Below are 23,482 nucleotides of genomic sequence, written 5' to 3' on the forward strand. Positions count from 1 at the left end.
GTATCTTCAGGGTGTTGGGGAGGCAATTCACTAACCTCTTTTTCAACCACTATGGTTTTTAGGTGTACCGCATATTTGGAAGGCGTAATGCCCGTATCGTATTTTTCTGCATAAGATTTGATCTCATAAGGATTATATAGGAATACCAGACCTTTATCGCCAATATAATAACTTTCGGGCAAAGAGAATTTTCCATCCGTAAAGAAATATTTTTTGTCCAAGGGTTCTGTAGGGCTCAGTTTTTCATCTTTTCTGAAAATGCTTTCTGCTATCCTAAGCAGTTCGGTTCTTTTATCACTTTGTATAAGTGAATCCAGTGTAATAGGCCTGTTGGTTTTAGGGTTGAAGTTAAGGTAAGAAATAGAGGTATTGCCATGTGCGCCACCTGTGTAATCAGAATGTACATATTTTAAAGCAATATAATTATGGGTCTGCCTGATCACTTTAATGTCGATTAATAGGTACCACCATTGTGCAGTGCCCGGATTTTCGGCGTAGAATTCATTATACCCCCTAATAAAGCTACTGGCAATATCCTCATAGGAAGCTACTTTTTCTTCTTCTGCGAAATAATTGAATACCTGCCTTTTGAGGTAACTGTTAAGACTGTCATTTTGAAAAATAGGATATTTTACAACAGCACTTGAGGTATCCGCCCTTTCGTTAATCCCTGGTTTGACCAGATGGTTGCTTACCACTTTTACTGAATCGTAGGTATAGCTAAGCGTGTCGTTTTCTGCGGTAATGGTATAGGCTACTTTTTTATCTTTATTTTCATTCCTACAGGCAAATAACATACTAATGGCAAGTAAAATAATAATGCTGTTTTTCATAATATGGATTTTATGGGTTACAAACTATTTAGTTTCTCTTTTGAAAAGAAGGCATTAAGCCATTCACTTTCATATTCTGCTCCATATTTGTTGTAAAAATTGATAGCAGGTTGGTTCCAATCCAATACCTGCCAATTCATTCCGTTATATTTTTTTTCTTTAGCCTCTTCAATAACTTTTTCAAAGAGCAGCTTTCCAACACCCTGACCTCTGTAACGCTCGGTTACCAAAAAATCTTCCAGATATAAACGACAACCTTTCCAAGTGGAGTATCTGATATAGAACAAAGCTAAACCGATAATGGTTTGGTCATGAGTGGCTACAAATGCTTTCCACACAGGTTTTTCTCCAAAACCGGCCTCAACAAATTCAGCTAAGGTAACGGTAACTTCGTGCGGAGCTTTTTCATAAATGGCAAGTTCGGTAATCAATTCCAGTAACCTTGGGCAATCTTCACTTTTGGCCGCTCTTAATTCAAATTTCATGTTTGCGAATTTTTTTATTGTTTGGTATGCGTTATCCACGTAAAACTTATAATGTACTCCTTAAAACTCTAATTCTTTTACTTTCGAATTTTAACTTTCCTTGTTTTTCCAGTGTTTAATTACCCTTTTGCCAAATATATTGCTGCCAATTCTGACCATTGTGCTGCCTTCTGCAATGGCAAGCTTATAGTCTGACGACATGCCCATTGATATTTCCCTGAAACTTTCTTCTTTTCTAAAAAAACTCACTTTTATACCTTCAAACAATACTTTTAGTTCGTTAAACTCTATTGAAGTCTGTTTTTCCTGTGCCGTATTGGTGGCAATCCCCATTAAACCTATGATCCTTACATTTTTAAGTTCGGCGAATTCTTCCGATCGCAGTAGTTCAACGGCTTCATCAAAGTCTAGACCGAATTTGCTTTCCTCGTCGGCAATGTAAATCTGTAAAAGGCAGTCAATAATTCTATTGTGCTTTATGGCTTGTTTATTAATTTCCTTTAATAGCTTTAGGCTATCTACAGATTCGATCAGTTTTACAAAAGGGGCGATGTATTTGACCTTGTTGCTTTGTAAGTGTCCAATCAGGTGCCATTCTATATCTTGGGGCAATTGAGCTTGTTTGTCAACCATTTCCTGCACCAAATTTTCTCCAAAAACCCTTTGTCCCGCATGGTAGGCTTCCAAAACAGATTCGGGTGGATGGTTCTTTGAAACGGCAACAAGCTTTACACCTTGGGCTTCTAATTCGTTTTTATATTTTAATAAGTTATCGGCAATGCTCATTTATCATTATTTTTGGTAAAATTAATAACCTTAGTTCAATTTGACTAAGAAAGATGAAGTTTTATAGAAATGAATAGATTTTTTGCCATCGTTTTTTTAACGATTTTATTATATGGCTGTAAGCCGGGGATCCCAAAGGACATTGTACAACCTCCCGAAATGGAAAAAATTTTAACGGATATCCATATTGTAGATGGTTATGTAGCTTCTATGTCTAGTCCAGACAGTGCAAAAAAGGTAACTGCGCCCATATATAAAGGTATTTTTAAAAAATATGGGATTGATTCCGCTATGCATGCCAAAAGTATGGACTATTATTATAGACATCCGAACATCTTGGTGAAAATGTACGATAACATTACAAGTAGGCTAGAAAAACAAAAAGTAGAAGAATTGAAAAGGCAACAAAAACCTGAAAAAAATAAAGAACCGAAGCCGGTAAAATAATCATATGTTGTATCCAGAAAATTGTGAAGAGAGATTAGGGTTTAATGAAGTTAGACAATTGGTTCGTCAACATTGTTTAAGTACAATGGGGCAAAACTTGGTCGATAAAATGCAGGTCATGTCCAAACATGACCAAATAGATAAGTTTTTGAGACAGACCAAAGAGTTCAAAAGCATTTTAGAAAACCAGGAACCTCTGCAGATCAGTACTTTTTTTGATATTAAGGTATTGGTAGATAAAATTAGGGTAGAAGGAGCCTATCTTGTTGAAGAAGAACTGTTCAAAATCTATACTTCATTACAGACCGTTTTTTCGGTGATACGTTTTTTTGAGGATAGAAAGGATATCTATCCTAGTTTGGAAGCGCTTTTTGAGCATTTGCCTATCGAGCGAAATATTCTAAAAAGAATAGAAAATATACTCGATGCAAAAGGAAAGATGAAACCTAATGCCTCTCCAGCATTAATGGACATCACTTCTTCCATTAGCAAGGGAGAACTGGAGGTGCGCAAAAAGATGGACTCGATCTATAAGATGGCCGTAGCCAGTAATTGGGTAGCCGATGGAAGTCTAACCATAAGAGATGGCAGGATGTGTATTCCTATTTTGGCCGAGAACAAGAGGAAATTGAAAGGGTTTATTCACGATGAATCTGCCAGTGGCCAAACCGTGTACTTGGAGCCAGAGGAAGTCTTTTCGCTGAATAATAAGCTTCGCGACCTTGAATTTGATAGACGTAGGGAGATTATAAGGATCTTAATTGCCGTAACTAACGATTTAAGGCCGTATACGGCCATGCTTTTGTCATACCATGGTTTTCTAACCAAACTAGATTTTGTAAGGGCCAAGGCATTATTTGCCATTCAGATTGATGCAAACATGCCTGTTTTGTTACAGGAACCCAAAACGACATTGATCAATGCCAAACATCCACTGTTGATGCTTTCTTTTGCAGCGGAAAACAAAATGGTAGTGCCTTTAAATATCCACCTGGATGCAGGAACGCGGATAGTGCTGGTTTCGGGACCAAATGCTGGTGGTAAATCAGTATGCATGAAAACAGTAGGTTTATTGCAAATGATGTTGCAGACTGGCCTTTTGGTGCCTGTTGATGAGCATAGCCAAATGGGCATCTTTAGCCAGATTTTTGCCGATATAGGAGATGACCAGTCCATAGAATCAGATTTGAGTACCTATAGTGCCCACCTGAATAAGATGCGATATTTTGTAGCGTATGCCAATCCCAAAACTTTAGTACTTATTGACGAATTTGGTACGGGCACAGATCCTCAGTTTGGAGGACCCATGGCTGAAGCCGTACTGGAAGTGTTGAATAATAAAAAGGTGAGAGGGGTAATTACCACCCACTATTCCAACCTAAAACTGTTTGCAGGAGATACTGAAGGCCTGGAAAATGCGTCGATGTTATTCGATAACCGTAAAATGAAACCGCTTTATATTTTAGATATAGGAAAGCCAGGCAGTTCGTATGCCTTTGAAATTGCGCAAAATATAGGCTTACAACCAGAAGTTTTACAGTTGGCCCAGCAAAAAATTGGCACTAACCAAAATAGTATTGATAGCCTTTTGGTCGACTTGGAAAGGGAAAAGAGACAGGTGCATGAAGCTAAGGTAAGGTTGGCAAATCAGCAGAATAAGCTTAAGAACTTGTTGAGCGAAAATGAAAAACAGAAACAGTTTCTCGAAGAGAATAAAAAGATATTAATTAAGGAGGCCAAGCTGGAAGCGCAAAATATTGTGAAGGACGCTAATAAGTTGGTAGAGAATACCATTGCGGAAATTAAGCAGAAGCAGGCTGATAAAGAAGCCACAAGGGCATTAAGACAAAATTTACAAAAGAGCATTGTTAAAAATGAGGTAAGGCCAGAATCTAAACCTATGGTACAATTTGATCACACCGCCATAGAAGTGGGCGATTGGATACAGTTGGTTAATACCGACACTACTGGTCAGGTTTTGGAGATCAATAGAGATAATTTAGTGGTCGCTTTTGGCGATCTGCGTTCGGTGGTAAAGAAGAACCGTGTACAGAAGATTAGTAATAAGCAGGCCAAAAAGATAGTGCAGGGTAGTTCTTTTTCAAATAGTATGAATGAGGCAATTACCAACTTCAAAGCCGAACTTGATTTAAGAGGCATGCGTGGCGAAAATGCATTGCAGGAGGTTGAGAACTATCTGGATAAGGCCATCATGCTGGGCTTTCCTTCCGTAAAAATTATACATGGTAAGGGAGATGGCATTCTGCGTAAGCTCATAAGGTCTTACCTTAAAAAATATAAGGAGGTAAGCCGTATGGAAGATGAGCATCCAGATAGAGGTGGAGATGGAATTACCTATGTGTATTTAGGCTAGGCTAATTTTGTTTTATCAGTTCATGTGGTAATGTGATCATATTCAGTATAGAGGAAATTGGTGACATTATGGCGGCTGCACATAACAAGGCAATAGAGCTTAATTCGCAGGATTGCGGTCCGGGAGGTCCCATCCCAAAGATTTATATGATGGCGCCATAACAGAATAACTTATACAGAATGTTTTCTGTATGATACTTTTTATTGACACAGCAAACCAAAGTATGCGTTACGTTGTTCTTTTTTAAATGTGACGGATATGAAAACGATATATTGTGGCTTGCTGATCGTTTTTCTTTGTATAGGTTGTAAGAAAAATAGGCAGATAGATGAAGAGGCTAATCTACCCGATGCAACGTTGAAGACCAAGGTTTTGGCCTCGGGTTTAAACTTACCTTGGGAAATTATATATGGGGCCGACCAATTCATTTGGTTTACGGAAAAATCAGGTAAGATCAGTCGTTTGAATCCCCAAACGGGAGAAATTGTTCGCTTGCTGGTCATTAATGAAGTACGTGTAAACGGAGAAGGGGGTTTGTTGGGAATGACTTTGCATCCTAACTTTAGTGCAAATCCTTATGTATATGTATTCTATGGTTATGGCAATCCTTATAAAAACAAATTGGTAAAGTTTAGCTATGCAAACAATGCGTTAAGTAACCCTCAAACACTTTTAGATAATATACCAGCGTCTACCAATCATAATGGTTCTCGCTTACTTATTGTTGGCGACAAACTTTTTATAACTACAGGCGATGCAGAAGATTTAAGCACACCGCAAGATGTAAATTCATTAGCAGGAAAAATATTGCGATTAAACCTAGATGGAAGCATTCCTGCTGATAACCCCTTTGCCAACAATCCAGTTTGGTCTTACGGACATCGCAATGCCCAAGGCTTGGTAGCAGTAGGCAATAAATTGTTCGCTTCAGAACATGGACCAGATACAGATGATGAAATCAACATCATAGAAAAAGGACGTAACTATGGATGGCCAAACGTAAGGGGCTTGTGTAATGAAACAAATGAAAGGCCATTCTGTACACAAAATAATGTGGTAGAGTCTATTATGCAATGGACACCCACCATAGCCCCAAGCGGATTGACATACTATCATTCAGACTATATTCCACAATTTAAAAACTCCTTATTGCTGGCTGTGTTAAAAGGAGCAAAACTGACGCAATTGAAATTAGATGAAACACAATCCAGCATTACCGGCACTAAAGATTTTTTTGTTAACGCTTATGGAAGAATTAGGGCAGTTTGCCAATCTCCAGAAGGAAAAGTGTATATCTGTACCAGCAATGGCGCTGATGATAAGATCATAGAGATTTATAAATAATAAATTTATTAAAGAGTCTGATTTTGTAATTTATTGATGCTGATGTGGTTATCAATTGTATTGGCCTGTCGTTAGTGTATGGATTACAATCTGTTTTTAAGTTTTCATTTTTGGAAGCCAGTTAATAACTTCCTATTTTAGCCACAAAACATGCAATATGATTAATAAAGTTGTCAAAAATGCAGATGTAGCAATTGCTGATATCAAAGATGGTCAAACATTAATGCTAGGTGGATTTGGTTTATGTGGTATTCCTGAAAATTGCATCAATGCTTTGGTGTCCAAGGGGGTAAAAGAACTTACCTGTATTTCAAATAATGCTGGTGTAGATGATTTTGGCATCGGATTAATGCTAAAGACACGTCAAGTTAAGAAAATGATTTCATCGTACGTAGGTGAGAATGCCGAATTTGAGCGTCAGTTGCTGAGCGGTGAACTTGAGGTAGAGTTAATACCACAAGGTACGCTGGCCACACGTTGTATGGCTGCAGGTTATGGTATGCCCGCTATATTTACACCTGCAGGCGTAGGTACGGAAGTGGCAGAAGGGAAGGAAGTAAGAAACTTTAATGGCAAAGAATATTTATTGGAATATGCATTTGATGCCGATTTCGCTATTGTAAAAGCTTGGAAGGGAGATGCTTCTGGTAATTTAATATTCCGTTCCACCAGTAGGAATTTTAATCCTATAATGGCCATGGCTGGAAAAATAACCATTGCCGAAGTGGAAGAACTGGTAGAAGTGGGGGAACTTGATCCAGATCAGATCCATACACCTGGGGTTTTTGTACACCGTATATTCCAAGGTGAACATTATGAAAAACGTATTGAGCAACGCACCGTAAGGCCTAAAAGCTAATGAAACAAGTAATCGCTTTAGAAGAAATGGCCATGTTTCTGCTGGCTATCTTCGGATTTTCCTACTTGCCATTTTCATGGTGGGTATTTCCTGCATTATTATTGTTGCCAGACTTAAGTATGCTTGGCTATCTGGTCAATAATAAAACAGGAGCAATATTATATAATATGGTACATCATAAAGCATTAGCCATTGCGCTATTTATCATTGGGATGTGCCTGGGGTCGGCTGTGCTTCAACTTGTAGGTATTATCCTTTTTGCGCATTCAAGTATGGACAGAGCTCTAGGGTATGGTTTAAAATATTATGATGCCTTTAGTCATACACACTTGGGCATTATTGGAAAAAATAAATAAAATATGGCATTTTCAAAAGAAGAAATAGCAAAGCGAATAGCTAAAGAAATAAAAGATGGGTATTATGTAAATTTGGGCATTGGTATTCCAACTTTAGTCGCAAATTATATTCCCACAGGAATTAATGTCGTATTACAATCTGAAAATGGGCTATTGGGGATGGGACCTTTTCCTTTTGAAGGAGAGGAAGATCCAGATTTGATCAATGCGGGCAAGCAAACCATTACCACCTTGCCTGGTTCTTCCATATTTGATTCGGCTATGAGTTTTGGTATGATCAGGGCACAGAAAATAGACCTCACTATTTTGGGCGCAATGGAAGTATCCGAAAATGGAGATATTGCCAATTGGAAAATACCAGGCAAAATGGTTAAGGGCATGGGGGGTGCAATGGATTTGGTGGCCTCTGCCAAGAATATTATTGTAGCTATGCAACATGTAAATAAGGCGGGAGAAAGTAAATTATTGCCTGCATGTACATTGCCCTTAACAGGTGTGAAATGCATTAAAAAAATTGTAACTGAATTGGCAGTGTTGGATGTTTTGCCTGAAGGTGGATTTAAATTGCTGGAAAGAGCGCCAGGTGTAAGTGTAGAGGAAATTAGGAAAGCAACGGCTGGTAAGCTATATGCAGATGACGATGTGCCTGAGATGGTGATTGATTAAGTTATTACATGAGTTCGGAGAGGAGCTCAAAATTAGTAATAAAAGTATCTTCGATAAGTTCGTCCGTTATTTCATAGTGAAGCACGAGATACTTATCGAAGATAGGTTATAGAGGCCGTTCGGTATACCGAAAATTAGGGATAAGAAATGATCATCATTTTAGGTGTGTTATCACACCAAGTCTTAAAGCAGCGTTGTTCAATGGGATTGGGACATCAAATATTGTAAGCCCGCTAGATCTTCGGTTACAATGTCTGGTTTTATGGCAGATTGTTCTACATCCGTCATCCTTGCTTCGCCTGAAAGTACCAATATGCCAAGTGCATTGGCATTTTTGGCCATTTGCACATCAGTATAGATACGATCGCCCACCATGGCAATTTCTGATGGTTGCAGATGATAACGATGTAAAATCCCAGCTAACATTCTTGGATCTGGCTTGCCGATAACTACATCTGGCTCTCTGTTGGTAGCGCCTTTTAAGCAGGCACATATAGAACCACAATCGACCAAGATATTAGGTTGGTCGGTAGGGCATACCCAGTCTGGATTGGTGGCAATGTATGTCATTTGTTGAGCAATCCAATAAGCAGCCCTACATAGTCGGGTATATACTAACGAAGTATCAAAACCGACAATTACGGCATCAGGCCGATCCTCGGCATTATCTTCAGTAGAAATAAAGCCCGCTTCTTCAAATTCCTTGATCATACTTGGTGTGCCCAAGATAAATAAGCGTTTGAATTGCGGGTGCTTAGATTTCAGGTAATCTATGGTAGCCAAGGCAGAAGTGTACAGCTCTTCCTTGGTTGCGGAAATGCCCATTTTTCCTAAATACCTTAGGTAATCATCGGTACTTTTTGAGGGGTTGTTCGTTAAAAAAGAATAGCCAATGCGGTGTTCTTTTAGGTAGTTTAGAAAAGCTATGGTGAATGGAAACAGGGTACTGCCATTATAGATCGTACCATCCATATCCAATGCAATATGTTTAATGTTTTTTAATTTAAGCTTGATAGCTGATGTTACTGTCATTGTAAATTGTGTTTCAAAAAATACGCTTATGTTGTTTCATAACCATGGGCCCTAGATTTCCATCCCAGTAAAAATACCATGATGCCTACAATACCTAGTCCGAAGAGAATGCCAAAAGTATGATCCCAGCCATATGTTTCGGCCAGATAGCCCATTCCATATCCCGATAAAACCGTGCTGGCATAACCAAATAATCCAGTAAAGCCTCCGGCGGTTGCTGCAGCACGACGAGTTGCTAAATTTGCCGCTGCAATACCAATTAATGCCTGTGGACCATAGATAAAGAAACCGATAAACATCAATAGAACAGTGATTAATAACGTTGATGGATGTTCTATCTGCCAAAATATGCCAATAAATAAAGTGGCACCTACCATGCAGAATAGACAGGTTCTAATGGCCCTTCCCTTAAAATATTTATCGGTTACATAGCCTGCCAATAACATTCCGGCAATTCCGGCAATTTCAAATCCTGCTACAATCCACCCAGCCTTGCTCAGTTCGATACCTTTCCATTGTTTTAGGATACTTGGTCCCCAATCCAATACCGCATAACGAAGGGCATAAACGAAGAAGTTGGCAATGGAAATGATCCAAATGTTTGGATTTCTGAACACCATTTTATTGATGAAAGCTTTGTATTCCTTCGTTTGCTCTTGTTTATCTTCATTTTTTTTATGGCTTATGCCCAATTCGGGTAGTCCAACTGATGAGGGGGTATCTCTTAGCATAAACCATAAAAAAACAGCCCCCAATAAAGCTATAATGGAAGGTACGTATAGGCACCATTGCCATCCCCAGGTAACTACATAGCCACATAAAATGACTGTTAAACTCGCTCCTATAGAGTGTGAAGCATTCCACCATGACATTTTGGTTGCCAGTTCTGAAGGAGGTACCCAATGAGATAATAGCCTGGCCGAAGGAGGGAAACCCATTCCCTGGAACCATCCGTTCAATACCCACATTATTCCGAACAGCATTACGGTAGTACCAAAGCCAAAAATAATATTACAAATGGCGCATAGCACCAGGCCGATGACCATAAAGTATCGGGCATTAACCCGATCGCCAATAAATCCATTTACAAATTTGGAAACCCCATACATTAAGCCGTGTAAGGTTAAAAATGCACCTAGCTCTTTTTTACCTATCCCTAATTCTGTTTCCATGGCAGGCATGGCGATACTTAAGTTTTTTCGTACGAAATAATACATGGCATAACCAATCATGGTACCTATAATAGTTCGGGTTTGCCAATAGCTGAACTTCTTTTTGGAAGAAGCATCCATTGCGGTATACTCTGGGTTTATGGTATTGTCCATTATTTATTTATGGTTTAGCAATTTATAAAATTAGGTGGTTTGAGTTTGAGTTGATGTTTTGGAACGATTAAATTTCCCAAATGCCATGTTTTCCAAAGAGCTTATCAAGCCATTGTTCCAGATGGCCAGTTCTTACCGCCAGGTCGAGTATGGTAAATCTTCTTCTAATGTATTGCGCCCTTATAAAAGTCTCTTTCAAACGTTCTCGGCTAATGCCGATCTGTTCGGGTTCGGTAGGGGCACCAACGGTTGCCAAGCGGGCCTTTGCTTCTTGAAGTGGAACAATCTGTTTGGTCAGCTTAGTTTTAATGTTTGGCCAATTTTCTTTTAGCAATTGAAGTTGTCTCTCTAATTCTTGATGATTGTTATACTTTGCACTGCTTTCTTGTAGGCCAATTTCTGGAAAATCAGTGCCTTCGAAAATGGCCAGCGATTGTTTCTTTAACTCCTCCAAAGTTGGCCATTGAGCTAAGCTGGCTGGTATATCTAGATTTTCAAAATCTGTTTTTAACAACTGATCATATAGTGCTGTAATGGCCAAGGTGCCAATACTTACCTGAAAGCCATGGGAAATGTGTTTGCCGTGATGTAAATGATGTTCCATGTTCCACAAATGGCTAAATTGATGTTCGGCACCAGAAGCAGGTCTGCTAGACCTGGACCACTGCATGGCAAAACCACCTAACATTAATCCTTCGGTTAATTGTGTTACGGCTTTTTTATCACCTTGTTTTGTACCATTTGGATCGGAAAGTGCTTCATGTAGTCCATCTTGTACAATAGACCAGGCCGTTTGATCTATGGGTTCAACCTGTAGGGCATCAGCTAAAATCCAGTCGGCCCCAGCGGTAACTTTCGCAAATAGATCAGCATAACCGGATGCAGTCATTTCGTTAGGTGCCGCACTTAAAATATCGATGTCGGCCAAGCAAGCTTGCGGGGCTGGGCAGTTAAAAGTCTGTTTGGCACCATTGGCTGTAATGGAGGCTCCAAATGCGGTATAGCCGTCCATTGATGCCGCTGTGGCTACGCATAGGTATGGCCTGTTGGTAAGGTGTGCAGCCAATTTGGTAAGGTCGTTGATCGTGCCTGAACCTACAGCTACAGGGATAGCCGTATGTTTATTTAAGATATTAACTAATTCATCCACATATTTATAGGCTGCGTAGATTTCGGGATCTGTATAAACAAATGCAGCTTCCTGTTCGATGTTTTCACTTTCAAATTGTTTCACTATGGTTTTTCCTGCCAGGTTGAAGGTGGTAATGTCGGCAACAATAATGGCTCTTTTTCCTGGAAATTGTTCTTTAAATAGTTCGGAAGTTTGTTTTAATATACCCTGTCCAATAAGTAGGGCTTTGGTTTCACTGGCAGATTGTAATGCGGTAGCTACTTTTGACATTTGTAAATACAGTAAGTTAGTTTGGTTCTATGGTTGATTTAGTCAATTTGTTCTTTTATCAAATTAACGATTTTTAATAAAATAAAACAAATAAAAAGTTAAAATAACATTTTGAAATAATATTTATTTTAAAATAAAAAGTATATAAAACAAAAAAGCGCCTGATTAGGCGCTTTAAAATATGGTGATTGGGCTTTTAGCCGCAATAATTTTTTCTGAATTCGTCAGACATTTGCTCTGATATTCTAATAATATCATCGGCTTCATTAGAGTTATTGTAGATCAGATAGTTGCAGGTATCCTTATAAGGCAATAGATATTGTTTGTAAGCAGGCATGACATGGTTGTGCCATTTATATAATACATCTTCTTCCGGATAGCCTCGTTCAATCCCGTCTCTTTGTATTCTTCTGTCCAAGGCAATATTTTCATCGGCCTCTATAAAGATTTTATAATCGATAAGTTCACTTATTTCAGAGAAATGCAGTATGAAAAGTCCTTCTACAATAACGATGGGAGCGGGGTGTATTTCTAATATTTTGGTAACCGCTAAGGGGTTATTGAAATTATACTCCTTTTTATATACCGTTTCTCCTTTTATCAGTTTTTTAATATCCAGTAGGAATTGTTGATCGTCAATAGTGCTGGGCAGATCAAAATTGTATAATTTATTTTCTTCCTGTGTCATTTCGCCAGCAGGAATGTAATAATCATCTTGAGATACTAAAGTCACTTCATCTGTTTTGAAATGATGGAGAAAACTGTGTAGGAAAAAGGTTTTGCCAGAGCCACTTCCTCCAGCAATACCAATAATTACAGGGCTATTATTTTTCATTATCTTTTGGTCCGTACGATAGGTTACAGAAAAAACGTTTGTCTAAAGCACCTACAGCATCGGCAACTGCTTTTGTCATTACAATAATAACATCTTTTGTGTTTTCATTCTCTGTGAATTTACCAACAACCTTTGCGAAAGTAGAACGATTGGTCATTGGATTGGTAATTTGAATGATTGTACCTACGGGTGCAGTACGGTGTAAGATGAGCATTTTATTCGGATCTAGATCTGGATCGCTGATCCAAACGCCTGTTCCTTTTTCTTCAATACGATTTAAGCCATAAGTGCTTGCCGGTTTCTTTAAACTTGGGTTTTTCAAAGTGACAGCGGCATCGTTTGGTTCTTCATCTGTCTCATCAGCGGTAGCCACTAAAGGCTTTTCTCCCTTAATAATTAGTTTTTGTCCAACAGTAAGCTCATTAGAAGTGAGGTTGTTGAAGTTTTTGAGTTGGTAAGTGGTCAGTTGATATTTCTTGGCAATGGAATAGATGGTTTCATTTGCACTCACAATATGTTCGAAGGAAGGATCGGCTTTTGTTGGCGCTGTTGGGCTTTCAACTTTAGCTTCTATGGCTTTGGTCACTGCTGGTACAGCTACTGATGGTTTGGGAGTATTGGAAACTACCTCTGTTCTGGTCGTTGGAACGATCAGAACTTGGCCTATTTGAAGGTTGTTCGAAGTTAAGGCATTTAATCTTTTGATCTCCTCTACTGTCGTACCATATTGATTAGCAATTAAATTAAGATTTTCCTTGGCCTTAACCTTATGTTCTTCTGTTGCATTTGTTGTGGCAATGACAGTCGGTAGGATAGCCGGTGCCTGACTGGGTGCCTTATTTGGGCTGTTTGTATTTGTAAATGGTACTTTTAAAGATTGGCCCACCTGTAGGTTGTTGGAACTTAAATTGTTCAGTCTTTTTATTTCACTAACGGTGGTCGCATATTTTTCTGCAATGAGATTCAGGTTGTCTTTAGCCATCACCGTATACTCAAAGAAGCCACTGTCATTGTTGGAGGTAACTGGACTTGTAGCTGTTTTTGTAGAAAAGGGCAAGTCGGTTGGCACTTTGATGATCACGCCTATCTGCAAATACTTGCTGTCATTAAATGTAATAACGTCTTTTGGATTAACATTATATCTTCTTGAAATGGAATAGTAAGTTTCCTTCGCTTCAACCTTATGTATAATCAGCTTTTTGCCATTGTTGTTTTCAACACCTATGGAATCTATGGGCTTATAGGCAAATGAAACCGTGGTGCTGATCAAGAGAGCGGCTAGCATTATATATTTCTTTAGCATCAATATTTTAAATTTTGGAGGTACAATTATACGAATAATATATTTTAAGATATCAATGTAACTAAACGGTAACAATTAATATTCTATTGTACGAAATTATAATTTGTAAAAACTTATTAGGGTAATATTTGTTATTTTGATGTTACTAAAAACCTAATAGATTATGTCAGCAAAAGAAATAAGTTTAAGTGAAAAACAAGTAAAACCTATAGTAGATATGCTAAATGAATATTTGGCAAATTATCATGTGCATTATCAAAAACTAAGAGGATGTCATTGGAATATAAAGGGTCAAAACTTTTTTACCCTGCATATTAAGTTTGAAGAACTTTATACCAATGCGCAGTTAACTATAGATGAAATTGCAGAAAGGGTACTGACTTTGGGCAAACCTCCCCATAGCCGTTTCGCAGATTATATCAAAGAATCGACCATTAAAGAAATCAATACTATTGGAATGGTGGATACCGCTATGGTTGAAGCTATATTGGATGATATGTCTAAATTGATAGAACTGGAAAGGGACTTGCTGGATGCTACCGATAAGGCAGGCGATGACGGTTCTAACGATATGGTAAACCGTTTCATGCAGTTTAAGGAAAAAACAACTTGGATGTTGCGTTCTTTCTTGGGCAAACAATAGAAAGTATCAATTAAATACTTGGCCTTAGGTTTGCGGATGGTTTAAAATCTGTCAATCTGAGGCTTTTTAGTGCATAGACATCGCTAAATTTATATCTTTGAAGTATGGGATATAAAAGCTTGGCCCAATGTGTCGACGATTTGGAAAAACATGGCCATCTGATCAGAATTAAAGAGGAAGTAGATCCTTATCTAGAAATGGCCGACATACATTTAAGCGTGTATGAAAAGCAAGGCCCGGCCTTACTTTTTGAAAATGTGAAGGGCAGTCCGTTTAAAGCAGTTTCAAATTTATTTGGTACCATAGAACGTTCGAAGTTTATGTTTCGGGATAGCTTGGCGAGCGTAAAACAACTTGTCGAATTAAGATCAGATCCCATTAAGGCGCTTAAAAATCCTTTTAAATATGCTGGTACAGGATTAGCAGCGCTGTCAGCCCTGCCCTTAAAGCAGTCGCTGTTTAAACAGGTATTTCAGAAAACAACAATTTCCAGATTGCCACAGATCGTAAACTGGCCAATGGACGGAGGCCCCTTTATCACCATGCCCCAGGTATTTACCGAAGATGTGGATAAGCCTGGTGTGATGAATGGAAATTTGGGCATGTACCGCATTCAACTTGCCGGAAACGATTATATACAGGATAGGGAAATAGGGTTGCATTATCAGATACATAGGGGCATAGGTGTGCACCAGACTAAGGCCAATGCCAAAGGTCAACCGCTTAAGGTCAGTATTTTTGTGGGTGGCCCACCTTCGCATCCTTTGGCTGCAGTTATGCCTTTGCCCGAAGGCCTGTCTGAATTGACTTTTGCGGGAGCACTGGGCAACAGAAGGTTTAGGTATTTTAGGGACGAAGAAGGTTTTGTAATTTCTGCAGATGCAGATTTTGTGATCACAGGTACGGTTTATCCACAGGAAAATAAACCAGAGGGACCATTTGGTGATCATTTGGGTTATTATAGCTTAATACATCCATTTCCCCTAATGAAAGTGCATAATGTTTACCATAAAAAGGATGCATTATGGTCGTTTACGGTTGTTGGGCGTCCACCACAGGAAGATACGAGCTTTGGAGAGCTGATACACGAAATTACAGGTTCAGCTATTCCCCAAGAGATACATGGCCTAAAAGAAGTGAATGCGGTAGATGCTGCAGGTGTACATCCTTTATTATTTGCCATAGGCAGTGAACGGTATACGCCTTATCTGAAGGAAAGAAAGCCTCAGGAGATACTCACCATCAGCAATCATATTTTGGGCAAAAACCAATTGAGCTTGGCAAAGTATCTTTTTATAGCGGCTCGGGAAGACAATGAAAAGCTGAATACACAGCAGATCGAACAATTTTTAACGCATATATTGGAACGGATAGATTTGACAAGAGATCTTCATTTCCATACCAATACAACTATTGATACGTTGGATTATTCTGGAGATGGATTAAATACAGGATCTAAGGTTGTTTTTGCGGCCGCGGGAGAAAGGAAACGAGAACTGTTAAGTGAGCTGTCCAAAGATTTTAAGTTAAATCATTTTCATCATTTTAGCTTGGCCATGCCGGGTGTTCTTGTTGTGCAGATGCCTGTATATACCGATCAGCAGCAGGCTAAAAAAGAAATATCACAGCTCAAAGAACAATTGAAGGCTAATGAAATGGCTGCTTTGCCCTTGGTGGTATTATGCGATGATAGCGATTTTACGGCAGCCAATATTAACAATTTGGTTTGGGTTACCTTTACCCGTAGCAATCCTGCTGCCGATATAGATGGCGTTGATGATTTTGTGGTTAACAAACATTGGGGCTGCAAGGGGGCATTGATTATTGATGCCCGTAAGAAACCACACCATGCGCCAGAGCTAATCAAGGATATAGAAATAGAGAAGAAAGTGAAAAGGATGGGAGAGAAGGGCGGTACACTACACGGAATCATATAAGCAAAAAGCCTCCGAAATCATTTCGGAGGCTTTTTGCTGTTATTGTTATATTTAATTAATTAAAATCTAATACCAAAAGTTAAAAAAACATTGTTTTTGTTGTTTTTAGCATCCGCTACAGGCTCTTTAAAGTCATCTAATAAATAAGGACTAAATGTACTGTGCGTCTGTACTCTTTGGTAGGCTAAATCAAAATAATAGTTCTTATTTCTATAACCTATACCACCACTGTAAAATTGGGTTTGAAAATAGTTGTCGCTATCATCTTTGTAAGCACTGCCGTTAATTCCGTATCCTGCCCTTAGGCTGAAAAGATCACTAACTTTAACTTCCCCGCCAACACGATAGTTTATGGCGCTTTTATAGTTGGTCTTTACTTCATTATTGTTTTGGTTAATTGTGCTCATGTCTCCACCATTTCTGCTAGAAAAACGAATAGTAGAATAGTCCACAAAATCAACATCGGCAGATAATAATGCCCTGCTGGCTATAATATAGCTGGCACCAAAAGACCCTTTCAAAGGGGTGCGCAAGTTGTAAGAGAAATCATAGGTTTCGGCATCTAAAATAGCTTTGTCCGTACTGCTTACAGAATAACTGTCGTCTATGGTAAACCATGTTGGTGTTTGTAAGTTAACACCCAGCCTCAACTCGCTAACGGGTCTAAAGATAACCCCTAAACGAGCATTAACTCCCGAACCTTTGGTATCCTGGTTTTGAAAATAGTCAACTTTATAGTTCTCTACATTACCGGTTTCATTAAGGCTAATGTCATTGGTCAGATTCAGATTGACTAGGCCCAAGCTGGCGCCAATATAAATTTGGTTGGAAATGTTTATGGCTCCAGCAACATTAAATTCTGATACAGCACCCGAACGCATTACATTTCCGAACTGCGTGTTTCCCAATGTGCCAGCATTTTCTTCATAAAACATATTATAAACGGAACTTGTATTGTTGATACCAGAAAAATTGGCTTCTAACCCATAGTCATTATTACGATTGTAACCTATACCTACTACTGCACTAACTAAACCTTTTTGTGTGTCCTGTCCCTTGGTCCTGTAAGTAGGCATATGAAATACAACCCCCAATTGATTGAGGTTAATCTGGCTTCTATTGCTGGAAGTATTGGTGTTTAGGTAACTTGAGTTAATGTTTGTTCCGTTGAATTCGGGTGTAAATACAAACTCAGATCTTGTAAATAGGCCTAATCCGGCCGGGTTACCGCCAAGAGAGCTGATGTCGCCTCCAACACCGATCTGTGCATTTCCCATCCCTTTAAACCTGGCTGAACTTCCGTAATTGGTTTGGGAGAACCGTAAGGCATCACCTCCATAGGTAGGCAATATCACTTGCGCGTTAGTATAGCTAGTGGTAGCTATGGCTACCACTAGCATTGCTATATATTTTTTCATCTGTATGTTGTAAAATAATCTGATAATGAATTATTAACCTCTACCACCACCACGTGTTGGACGGGCTCCACCACCACTACTACTGCCGCTGCTTCCACTTCCGCTACTACCACTGCTAGATGGAGGAGGGGTATAAGATGGTCTAGATGGAGGTGTGTAGCTTTCTCTTGGTGGTGTTGAAGGTCGCTCGCTTACCCTGGTAGGTCTTCCGGCATCACCACTGTTAGAAGATCTTTCTGGTCGTGAAGCATTTCCGTTGGCTGAAGGATTATAGCTTTGTGGCCTAGGCCTGCCTACACCATTATCTATAACATTACCACGTGAAGGAACATTACCATTGTATCTTCCGCTAGGTCTGGCATATCCGTCACCTGTTCTGGTAGGTCTTGGTCTGTAGTTTTCATTTCTAACAATGACGGTGCCTCCCCAGCCTCCGCCCCAATAACCACCTCCCCAGTAGCCGCCGCCCCAGCCGCCATACCAAGGATTATAGTAAGAGTAAGGGCCCCATGTGTTCCAATAATACGGACTGCCGTAGTATGCCCAACTTGAATAGGGATTATACCAGCGATTATAGCCCCATCCTATATTGAAACCAAGCGACCAATCGTAAGGATTGTACCAGGAATTGTATCCGTAGAAGTTATAATAATCATCAAAATAAGGTCTGTTGTTACCGTAGTAAAACCTATCTATTCTAGACGAATAATCCATATCATAGTTTGGATTACTTGTGGCATAATTAGGGTCGTTACGACTACTGTCGATTTGTGCTGTTTGTACAGGTGGGGAATATTTATAAACCCGAGCCTGAGCACTAGTGTTGTACACATCATCGGCAACGCTAGTTGTTGCCACCTTTTGTGTAGCGCATGAAGAAACCAATAAAGCGGTTGCGACAAGCATACTGGTGAAAAAATAATTGACTCTCATGATATTTAGGTTTTAATTTGTGTGCTAAATTAAATTGTGACTATAAATTTATAGCTTTGTAGCCAGCAATACAAGAATTTTAACACAAAAAACGTTCCAAATCAGTTATGAGCAAAGGTATTACAAGCAAAAATGTAGATTATTCACAATGGTATAACGAAATTGTTATAAAGGCCGATCTGGCAGAACACTCTTCTGTCAAAGGATGTATGGTGATTAAGCCATATGGTTATTCCATTTGGGAGAAAATACAGGCAGTTTTAGATCACAAATTTAAAGAAACAGGCCATTCAAATGCTTACTTTCCCTTGTTCATACCCAAATCTTATTTTTCAAAAGAAGCAGCGCATGTTGAGGGGTTTGCAACCGAATGTGCGGTAGTTACCCATTATCGTTTAAAGAACGACGGCAATGGCAATATTGTGGTTGATGAAACGGCCAAGTTGGAAGAAGAATTAATTGTTCGCCCTACTTCAGAGACAATTATTTGGAATACTTACAAAGGTTGGATACAATCTTATCGTGACCTGCCTTTATTGATTAACCAGTGGGCCAATGTGGTTAGGTGGGAAATGAGGACCCGTCTCTTCTTACGTACCACTGAGTTTTTATGGCAGGAAGGGCATACGGCCCATGCTACAGCAGAAGAAGCAATTGAAGAGACTGAAAAAATGTTGGATGTATATGCCGATTTTGTGGAGAATTGGATGGCTGTGCCTGTGGTAAAAGGAAAGAAAACACTAACCGAACGTTTTGCAGGAGCATTGGATACCTATTGTATTGAAGCGCTGATGCAAGATGGTAAGGCCTTGCAGGCAGGAACCTCACATTTCTTGGGACAAAATTTTGCCAAGGCATTTGATGTTAAATTTACCAGCAAGGAAGGAAAACTAGAACATGTTTGGGCCACTTCATGGGGAGTATCTACTCGCTTAATGGGAGCATTGATTATGGCGCACAGCGATGACAATGGTTTAGTTCTACCTCCTAAACTAGCACCAATACAGGTGGTTATCGTTCCTATTTATAAGACAGATGAAGAACTTTCCAAGATATCAACTTTTGTAGATGAGCTACTTCCAAAATTGAAAGGATTTGGTATCTCTGTTAAATATGATGATCGTGACAGCCAGCGTCCAGGCTTCAAGTTTGCCGAATACGAATTAAAAGGTGTACCTGTTCGTTTGGCTATTGGCGCTAGAGATATGGAAAATGCAACGGTAGAATTGGCCAGAAGAGACACGAAAGAGAAGTTTACCATTTCACAGGAAGGTTTGCCAGAATATATCTACAATTTATTGGACGAAATACAGCAGAATATATTTAATAAAGCGCTTAAATTTAGGGATGAACATGTTACCGAAGCTAATTCCTACGAAGAATTTAAAGAATTGCTAGAGACCAAAACAGGATTTATTGCTGCACATTGGGATGGTACCGCTGAAACAGAAAAACGTATTAAGGAAGAAACTAAAGCCACAATCAGATGTATTCCTTTAGACAATAAATTAGAAGACGGAGTATGTATGGTAACAGGTAAGCCTTCTATACAAAGAGTTTTGTTTGCCAGGGCATATTAATCATTAAAACTATGGAGCAGACCAATTATAAGCAAATACTTGGTACATTAAAAAGTAAAGCTTCCTTAAAACAGGAAATCTATAGAAATACCATTGATGTTTTTGCCTTGGCCAAAAAAGTATTGTCTAAAATTGCCTCAAATCTTCATCAAGACTATTCTATAAAAGATCCTTCAGTGGAAATTAGCTATAGAGAGGTAAATCCATTCGAAGCTGAACTTAAGTTTTCTGGCGATGTACTCACCTTGTCTATGCACAGTAATGTTTTTAATTTTGAACCGGGGCATTCTATTTTTCAAACCAGTTACATCAAGGCCAACCCATGCTTAAGTTATTGCGGAGTTATTTATATCCATAATTTCTTGGCCGATTCGATAAAGTACAATAGACTTGCCGATGAAGGCACACTTTTGGCAAGAATATTAGTAAACAAAGAAAAGCATTTTCTGGTAGAGGGAGAAGGTGCATTGGGCTTTCTGTATGAGGTTTTTAATACAGAGGAAATTTCAGAGCAGACCTTAACCGATATTATAGAACGGGCAATTCTACTTTGCCTTAATACCGATTTACAACTACCTCCTTTTGCGCAGGTTAAAGACATCACGTTGAATGAAAAGCAGTCTATTATAGCGGCAAGTGGATATCCGACAGGAAAAAGACTGGGATATTTGTTTAAATCGGAAACCCAGCAGAACAATACATTATAACAATTCCGTCATTTCGAACGGAGTTTAGCGAAGTGAGAGATCTGTTTATTTAATGCTACTATCTTAGAGATTTCTCTTCGCAGCTCATCAAAATGACGATAAATTTAAAAAAATATAAACATGAAATTTGCAACAAAAGCTATACATGCAGGTCAAGAGCCAGATCCTACCACGGGTGCGATCATGACTCCAATTTACCAAACTTCTACCTATTGGCAGGCATCTCCGGGAGAGCATAAAGGATACGAATATTCTAGGGGAACCAACCCAACACGTAAAGCACTGGAAGACTGTTTGGCAGCATTGGAAAATTGTAAGTACGGGCTGGCCTTCAGTAGTGGCATGGGAGCTACAGATACCTTGTTAAGGTTATTAAGGCCTGGTGATGAGGTGATCACGGGTAATGATTTGTACGGAGGTTCTTATCGCATTTTCACCAAGGTTTATCAGAATTATGGCATTAAGTTCCACTTTATAGATTTGTCAAAGCCTGAGAATATATTAGCTTATGTGAATGAAAAGACCAAACTGGTTTGGATAGAAACGCCAACTAATCCCACCATGCGTATTATCGATATAGAAGGAGTGGCCAAGATCACCAAGGAAAAAAATATTCTTTTAACTGTAGATAATACTTTTGCGTCGCCTTATTTGCAGAACCCTATTGATTTAGGGGCTGATGTGGTGATGCATTCGGTCACTAAATACATAGGAGGGCATTCAGACGTAGTGATGGGCGCATTGTTGACTAACAGCGAGCAACTTTATAAAGATTTGTTCTTTATCTATAATGCTTGTGGTGCTACACCAGGACCTCAAGATTCATTTTTGGTATTAAGGGGAATCAAAACTTTGCACCTGCGCATGAAAGCACATTGTGAAAATGGAGAGAAAGTCGCCCATTTCCTAAGAAAGCATCCGAAAATTGATAAGATCTATTGGCCAGGTTTTGAAGATCATCCCAACCATGATATAGCTAAAAAACAGATGCGTGGTTTTGGTGGCATGGTTTCGGTTACTTTAAAAGGTGCTGATTTACAGGAAACCTATCGTATTGCTTCGAGGTTTAAAGTATTTTCTCTAGCCGAATCTTTAGGGGGGGTAGAGAGTTTAGTAAACCACCCGGTGAGTATGACACATGGCTCTATACCTAAAGAGGAACGTGAAAAGGTAGGAGTAACCGATAATTTATTACGTTTCAGCGTTGGAGTAGAGGATATAGATGATCTGTTGGCAGATTTAGAACAAGCCTTAGAAGGTTAACTGTATAACTGTTTAAATCGGTTAGCCGATTTAACAATTAATCAATTATGGAATTTAACGACCTTAAGGATTTTCTCGATGCTAAAGTGGCACAATACAATCAGCCTAACTTTATAGCGAATGACCCCATCCGTATTCCACATCAATATACCTTAAAACAAGACATTGAAATTGCCGCTTTTTTTGCGGCAATTTTAGCTTGGGGACAACGAAAAACCATCATCAACAAATGCCATGAATTATTGTCCCGGATGGATAACCAACCTTATCAATTTATGCTCAATCATAGCGATACAGATTTGAAAAGGTTGCTGGATTTTAAGCATCGCACTTTTAACGATACCGATTTGTTATATTTTGTGGCTTTTTTCAAACAACATTATCAACAATCTAATTCACTGGAGACTGCTTTTATTCCCAACGCCTTAAGCTATAGAGCAGATTACATTAGTGTAAATGAACAGGCCGAAGGCGGATTATTAAGCTCTTCCACCTGTTATAGTAATGATTTGGTGATGGGTAATTTTAATATAGAAAGTTCATTAAACCACTTTAGATCTTATTTTTTTGGTCTGCCTGATTTTCCCCGAAGGACAATTAAACACATCTCTTCCCCAAAACAAAAATCAACCTGTAAAAGATTGAACATGTTCCTTAGGTGGATGGTGAGAAAGGATAACTGCGGAGTAGATTTTGGCATTTGGAATATTATTCGTCCTGCAGATCTGATCTGTCCCTGCGATGTGCATGTGGATAGGGTAGCCCGTTATTTCGGATTGATAGAACGTAAACAGACCGATTGGTTAACTGCTGTTGAACTTACAGCACGTTTAAAGGAATTTGATGAAGAAGATCCGGTAAAATATGATTTTGCCTTATTTGGGTTGGGAGTGGAAGGGGAATTTTAGCTAAATTAGTTGTTTAGTTATTTGGTTTTTTGGTCTTCTTGACAAC

At 39.0% G+C, this 23,482-nt stretch carries 22 protein-coding genes; 12 read left to right on the plus strand and 10 right to left on the minus strand.

Going from position 1 to position 23,482, the window contains the following annotated elements; translation table 11 throughout:
- The 3 genes from JHD79_RS09590 to JHD79_RS09600 all read right to left on the minus strand — a co-directional run.
- On the minus strand, window positions 1-833 hold an 833-nt coding region (locus JHD79_RS09590; RefSeq protein WP_199119012.1), incomplete at its 3' end, for a DUF3298 and DUF4163 domain-containing protein.
- 17 nt (window positions 834-850) lie between these two features.
- Entirely contained in the window at window positions 851-1,318 is a 468-nt protein-coding gene (locus JHD79_RS09595) for a GNAT family N-acetyltransferase (RefSeq protein ID WP_199119013.1), read from the minus strand.
- A gap of 90 nt (window positions 1,319-1,408) precedes the next feature.
- Window positions 1,409-2,104: a YggS family pyridoxal phosphate-dependent enzyme gene (locus tag JHD79_RS09600; RefSeq protein ID WP_199119014.1), complete on the minus strand. Its 696-nt coding sequence runs from the start codon at window positions 2,102-2,104 to the stop codon at window positions 1,409-1,411.
- A 69-nt stretch (window positions 2,105-2,173) separates the two neighbouring features.
- Between JHD79_RS09600 and JHD79_RS09605 the strand changes: the two genes are divergently transcribed.
- The 6 genes from JHD79_RS09605 (at window position 2,174) to JHD79_RS09630 (ending at window position 8,150) form a co-directional block, all read left to right on the plus strand.
- Window positions 2,174-2,551, plus strand: coding sequence for a DUF4296 domain-containing protein (locus tag JHD79_RS09605; protein WP_233164634.1), 378 nt, complete (start codon window positions 2,174-2,176; stop codon window positions 2,549-2,551).
- A 4-nt stretch (window positions 2,552-2,555) separates the two neighbouring features.
- Complete coding sequence (locus JHD79_RS09610) at window positions 2,556-4,925, plus strand: endonuclease MutS2 (RefSeq protein WP_199119016.1); 2,370 nt, start codon at window positions 2,556-2,558, stop codon at window positions 4,923-4,925.
- Window positions 4,926-5,183: 258 nt separating this feature from the next.
- Window positions 5,184-6,269, plus strand: a complete 1,086-nt coding sequence (locus JHD79_RS09615) for a sorbosone dehydrogenase family protein (RefSeq protein WP_199119017.1) — start codon at window positions 5,184-5,186, stop codon at window positions 6,267-6,269.
- Window positions 6,270-6,426: 157 nt separating this feature from the next.
- Window positions 6,427-7,128, plus strand: a complete 702-nt coding sequence (locus JHD79_RS09620; protein WP_199119018.1) for a CoA transferase subunit A — start codon at window positions 6,427-6,429, stop codon at window positions 7,126-7,128.
- Window positions 7,128-7,484, plus strand: a complete 357-nt coding sequence (locus tag JHD79_RS09625; RefSeq protein WP_199119019.1) for a DUF4260 domain-containing protein — start codon at window positions 7,128-7,130, stop codon at window positions 7,482-7,484. The genes JHD79_RS09620 and JHD79_RS09625 overlap by 1 nt, the downstream gene beginning before the upstream one ends.
- A gap of 3 nt (window positions 7,485-7,487) precedes the next feature.
- Window positions 7,488-8,150, plus strand: coding sequence for a CoA transferase subunit B (locus JHD79_RS09630; protein WP_199119020.1), 663 nt, complete (start codon window positions 7,488-7,490; stop codon window positions 8,148-8,150).
- 198 nt (window positions 8,151-8,348) lie between these two features.
- Here the strand turns inward: JHD79_RS09630 and JHD79_RS09635 are convergent, their stop codons facing one another.
- The 5 genes from JHD79_RS09635 to JHD79_RS09655 all read right to left on the minus strand — a co-directional run bounded on the left by JHD79_RS09635 (window position 8,349) and on the right by JHD79_RS09655 (window position 14,029).
- Window positions 8,349-9,182: an HAD-IIA family hydrolase gene (locus JHD79_RS09635; RefSeq protein WP_199119021.1), complete on the minus strand. Its 834-nt coding sequence runs from the start codon at window positions 9,180-9,182 to the stop codon at window positions 8,349-8,351.
- Window positions 9,183-9,208: 26 nt separating this feature from the next.
- Complete coding sequence (locus tag JHD79_RS09640) at window positions 9,209-10,507, minus strand: MFS transporter (protein WP_233164635.1); 1,299 nt, start codon at window positions 10,505-10,507, stop codon at window positions 9,209-9,211.
- Window positions 10,508-10,574: 67 nt separating this feature from the next.
- Window positions 10,575-11,909, minus strand: a complete 1,335-nt coding sequence (locus tag JHD79_RS09645; RefSeq protein ID WP_199119022.1) for a sn-glycerol-1-phosphate dehydrogenase — start codon at window positions 11,907-11,909, stop codon at window positions 10,575-10,577.
- Between the two features lie 196 nt (window positions 11,910-12,105).
- On the minus strand, window positions 12,106-12,744 hold the full coding sequence (locus tag JHD79_RS09650; protein ID WP_199119023.1) for a uridine kinase: 639 nt from the start codon (window positions 12,742-12,744) through the stop codon (window positions 12,106-12,108).
- Entirely contained in the window at window positions 12,734-14,029 is a 1,296-nt protein-coding gene (locus JHD79_RS09655; RefSeq protein WP_199119024.1) for a LysM peptidoglycan-binding domain-containing protein, read from the minus strand. Before JHD79_RS09655 ends, JHD79_RS09650 begins: the two co-directional genes overlap by 11 nt.
- Before the next feature lie 181 nt (window positions 14,030-14,210).
- On the opposite strand from JHD79_RS09655, the gene JHD79_RS09660 reads away from it, so the two are divergent.
- Window positions 14,211-14,690 (plus strand): Dps family protein, encoded by a 480-nt coding sequence (locus JHD79_RS09660; protein ID WP_199119025.1) that lies wholly within the window; start codon window positions 14,211-14,213, stop codon window positions 14,688-14,690.
- Window positions 14,691-14,794: 104 nt separating this feature from the next.
- Window positions 14,795-16,627: a UbiD family decarboxylase gene (locus JHD79_RS09665; protein WP_199119026.1), complete on the plus strand. Its 1,833-nt coding sequence runs from the start codon at window positions 14,795-14,797 to the stop codon at window positions 16,625-16,627.
- Between the two features lie 59 nt (window positions 16,628-16,686).
- Here the strand turns inward: JHD79_RS09665 and JHD79_RS09670 are convergent, their stop codons facing one another.
- Complete coding sequence (locus JHD79_RS09670; RefSeq protein WP_199119027.1) at window positions 16,687-18,045, minus strand: OmpP1/FadL family transporter; 1,359 nt, start codon at window positions 18,043-18,045, stop codon at window positions 16,687-16,689.
- Window positions 18,046-18,078: 33 nt separating this feature from the next.
- On the minus strand, window positions 18,079-18,978 hold the full coding sequence (locus JHD79_RS09675) for a hypothetical protein (protein ID WP_199119028.1): 900 nt from the start codon (window positions 18,976-18,978) through the stop codon (window positions 18,079-18,081).
- A gap of 107 nt (window positions 18,979-19,085) precedes the next feature.
- Between JHD79_RS09675 and proS the strand changes: the two genes are divergently transcribed.
- The 4 genes from proS (at window position 19,086) to JHD79_RS09695 (ending at window position 23,436) form a co-directional block, all read left to right on the plus strand.
- Window positions 19,086-20,558 carry a proline--tRNA ligase gene (gene proS / locus JHD79_RS09680; protein WP_199119029.1) on the plus strand — a complete coding sequence of 491 codons (1,473 nt, stop codon included), beginning with the start codon at window positions 19,086-19,088 and terminating at the stop codon, window positions 20,556-20,558.
- An 11-nt stretch (window positions 20,559-20,569) separates the two neighbouring features.
- A complete protein-coding gene (locus JHD79_RS09685; protein WP_199119030.1) occupies window positions 20,570-21,265 on the plus strand; it encodes a hypothetical protein in 696 nt (231 codons plus the stop codon).
- Window positions 21,266-21,385: 120 nt separating this feature from the next.
- Window positions 21,386-22,528, plus strand: a complete 1,143-nt coding sequence (locus tag JHD79_RS09690; protein ID WP_199119031.1) for a cystathionine gamma-synthase — start codon at window positions 21,386-21,388, stop codon at window positions 22,526-22,528.
- A gap of 47 nt (window positions 22,529-22,575) precedes the next feature.
- Window positions 22,576-23,436 carry a TIGR02757 family protein gene (locus JHD79_RS09695; RefSeq protein WP_199119032.1) on the plus strand — a complete coding sequence of 287 codons (861 nt, stop codon included), beginning with the start codon at window positions 22,576-22,578 and terminating at the stop codon, window positions 23,434-23,436.
- Window positions 23,437-23,482 lie beyond the last annotated feature (46 nt).

Source organism: Pedobacter sp. ASV28 (assembly GCF_016428855.1).
Lineage (GTDB): Bacteria > Bacteroidota > Bacteroidia > Sphingobacteriales > Sphingobacteriaceae > Pedobacter.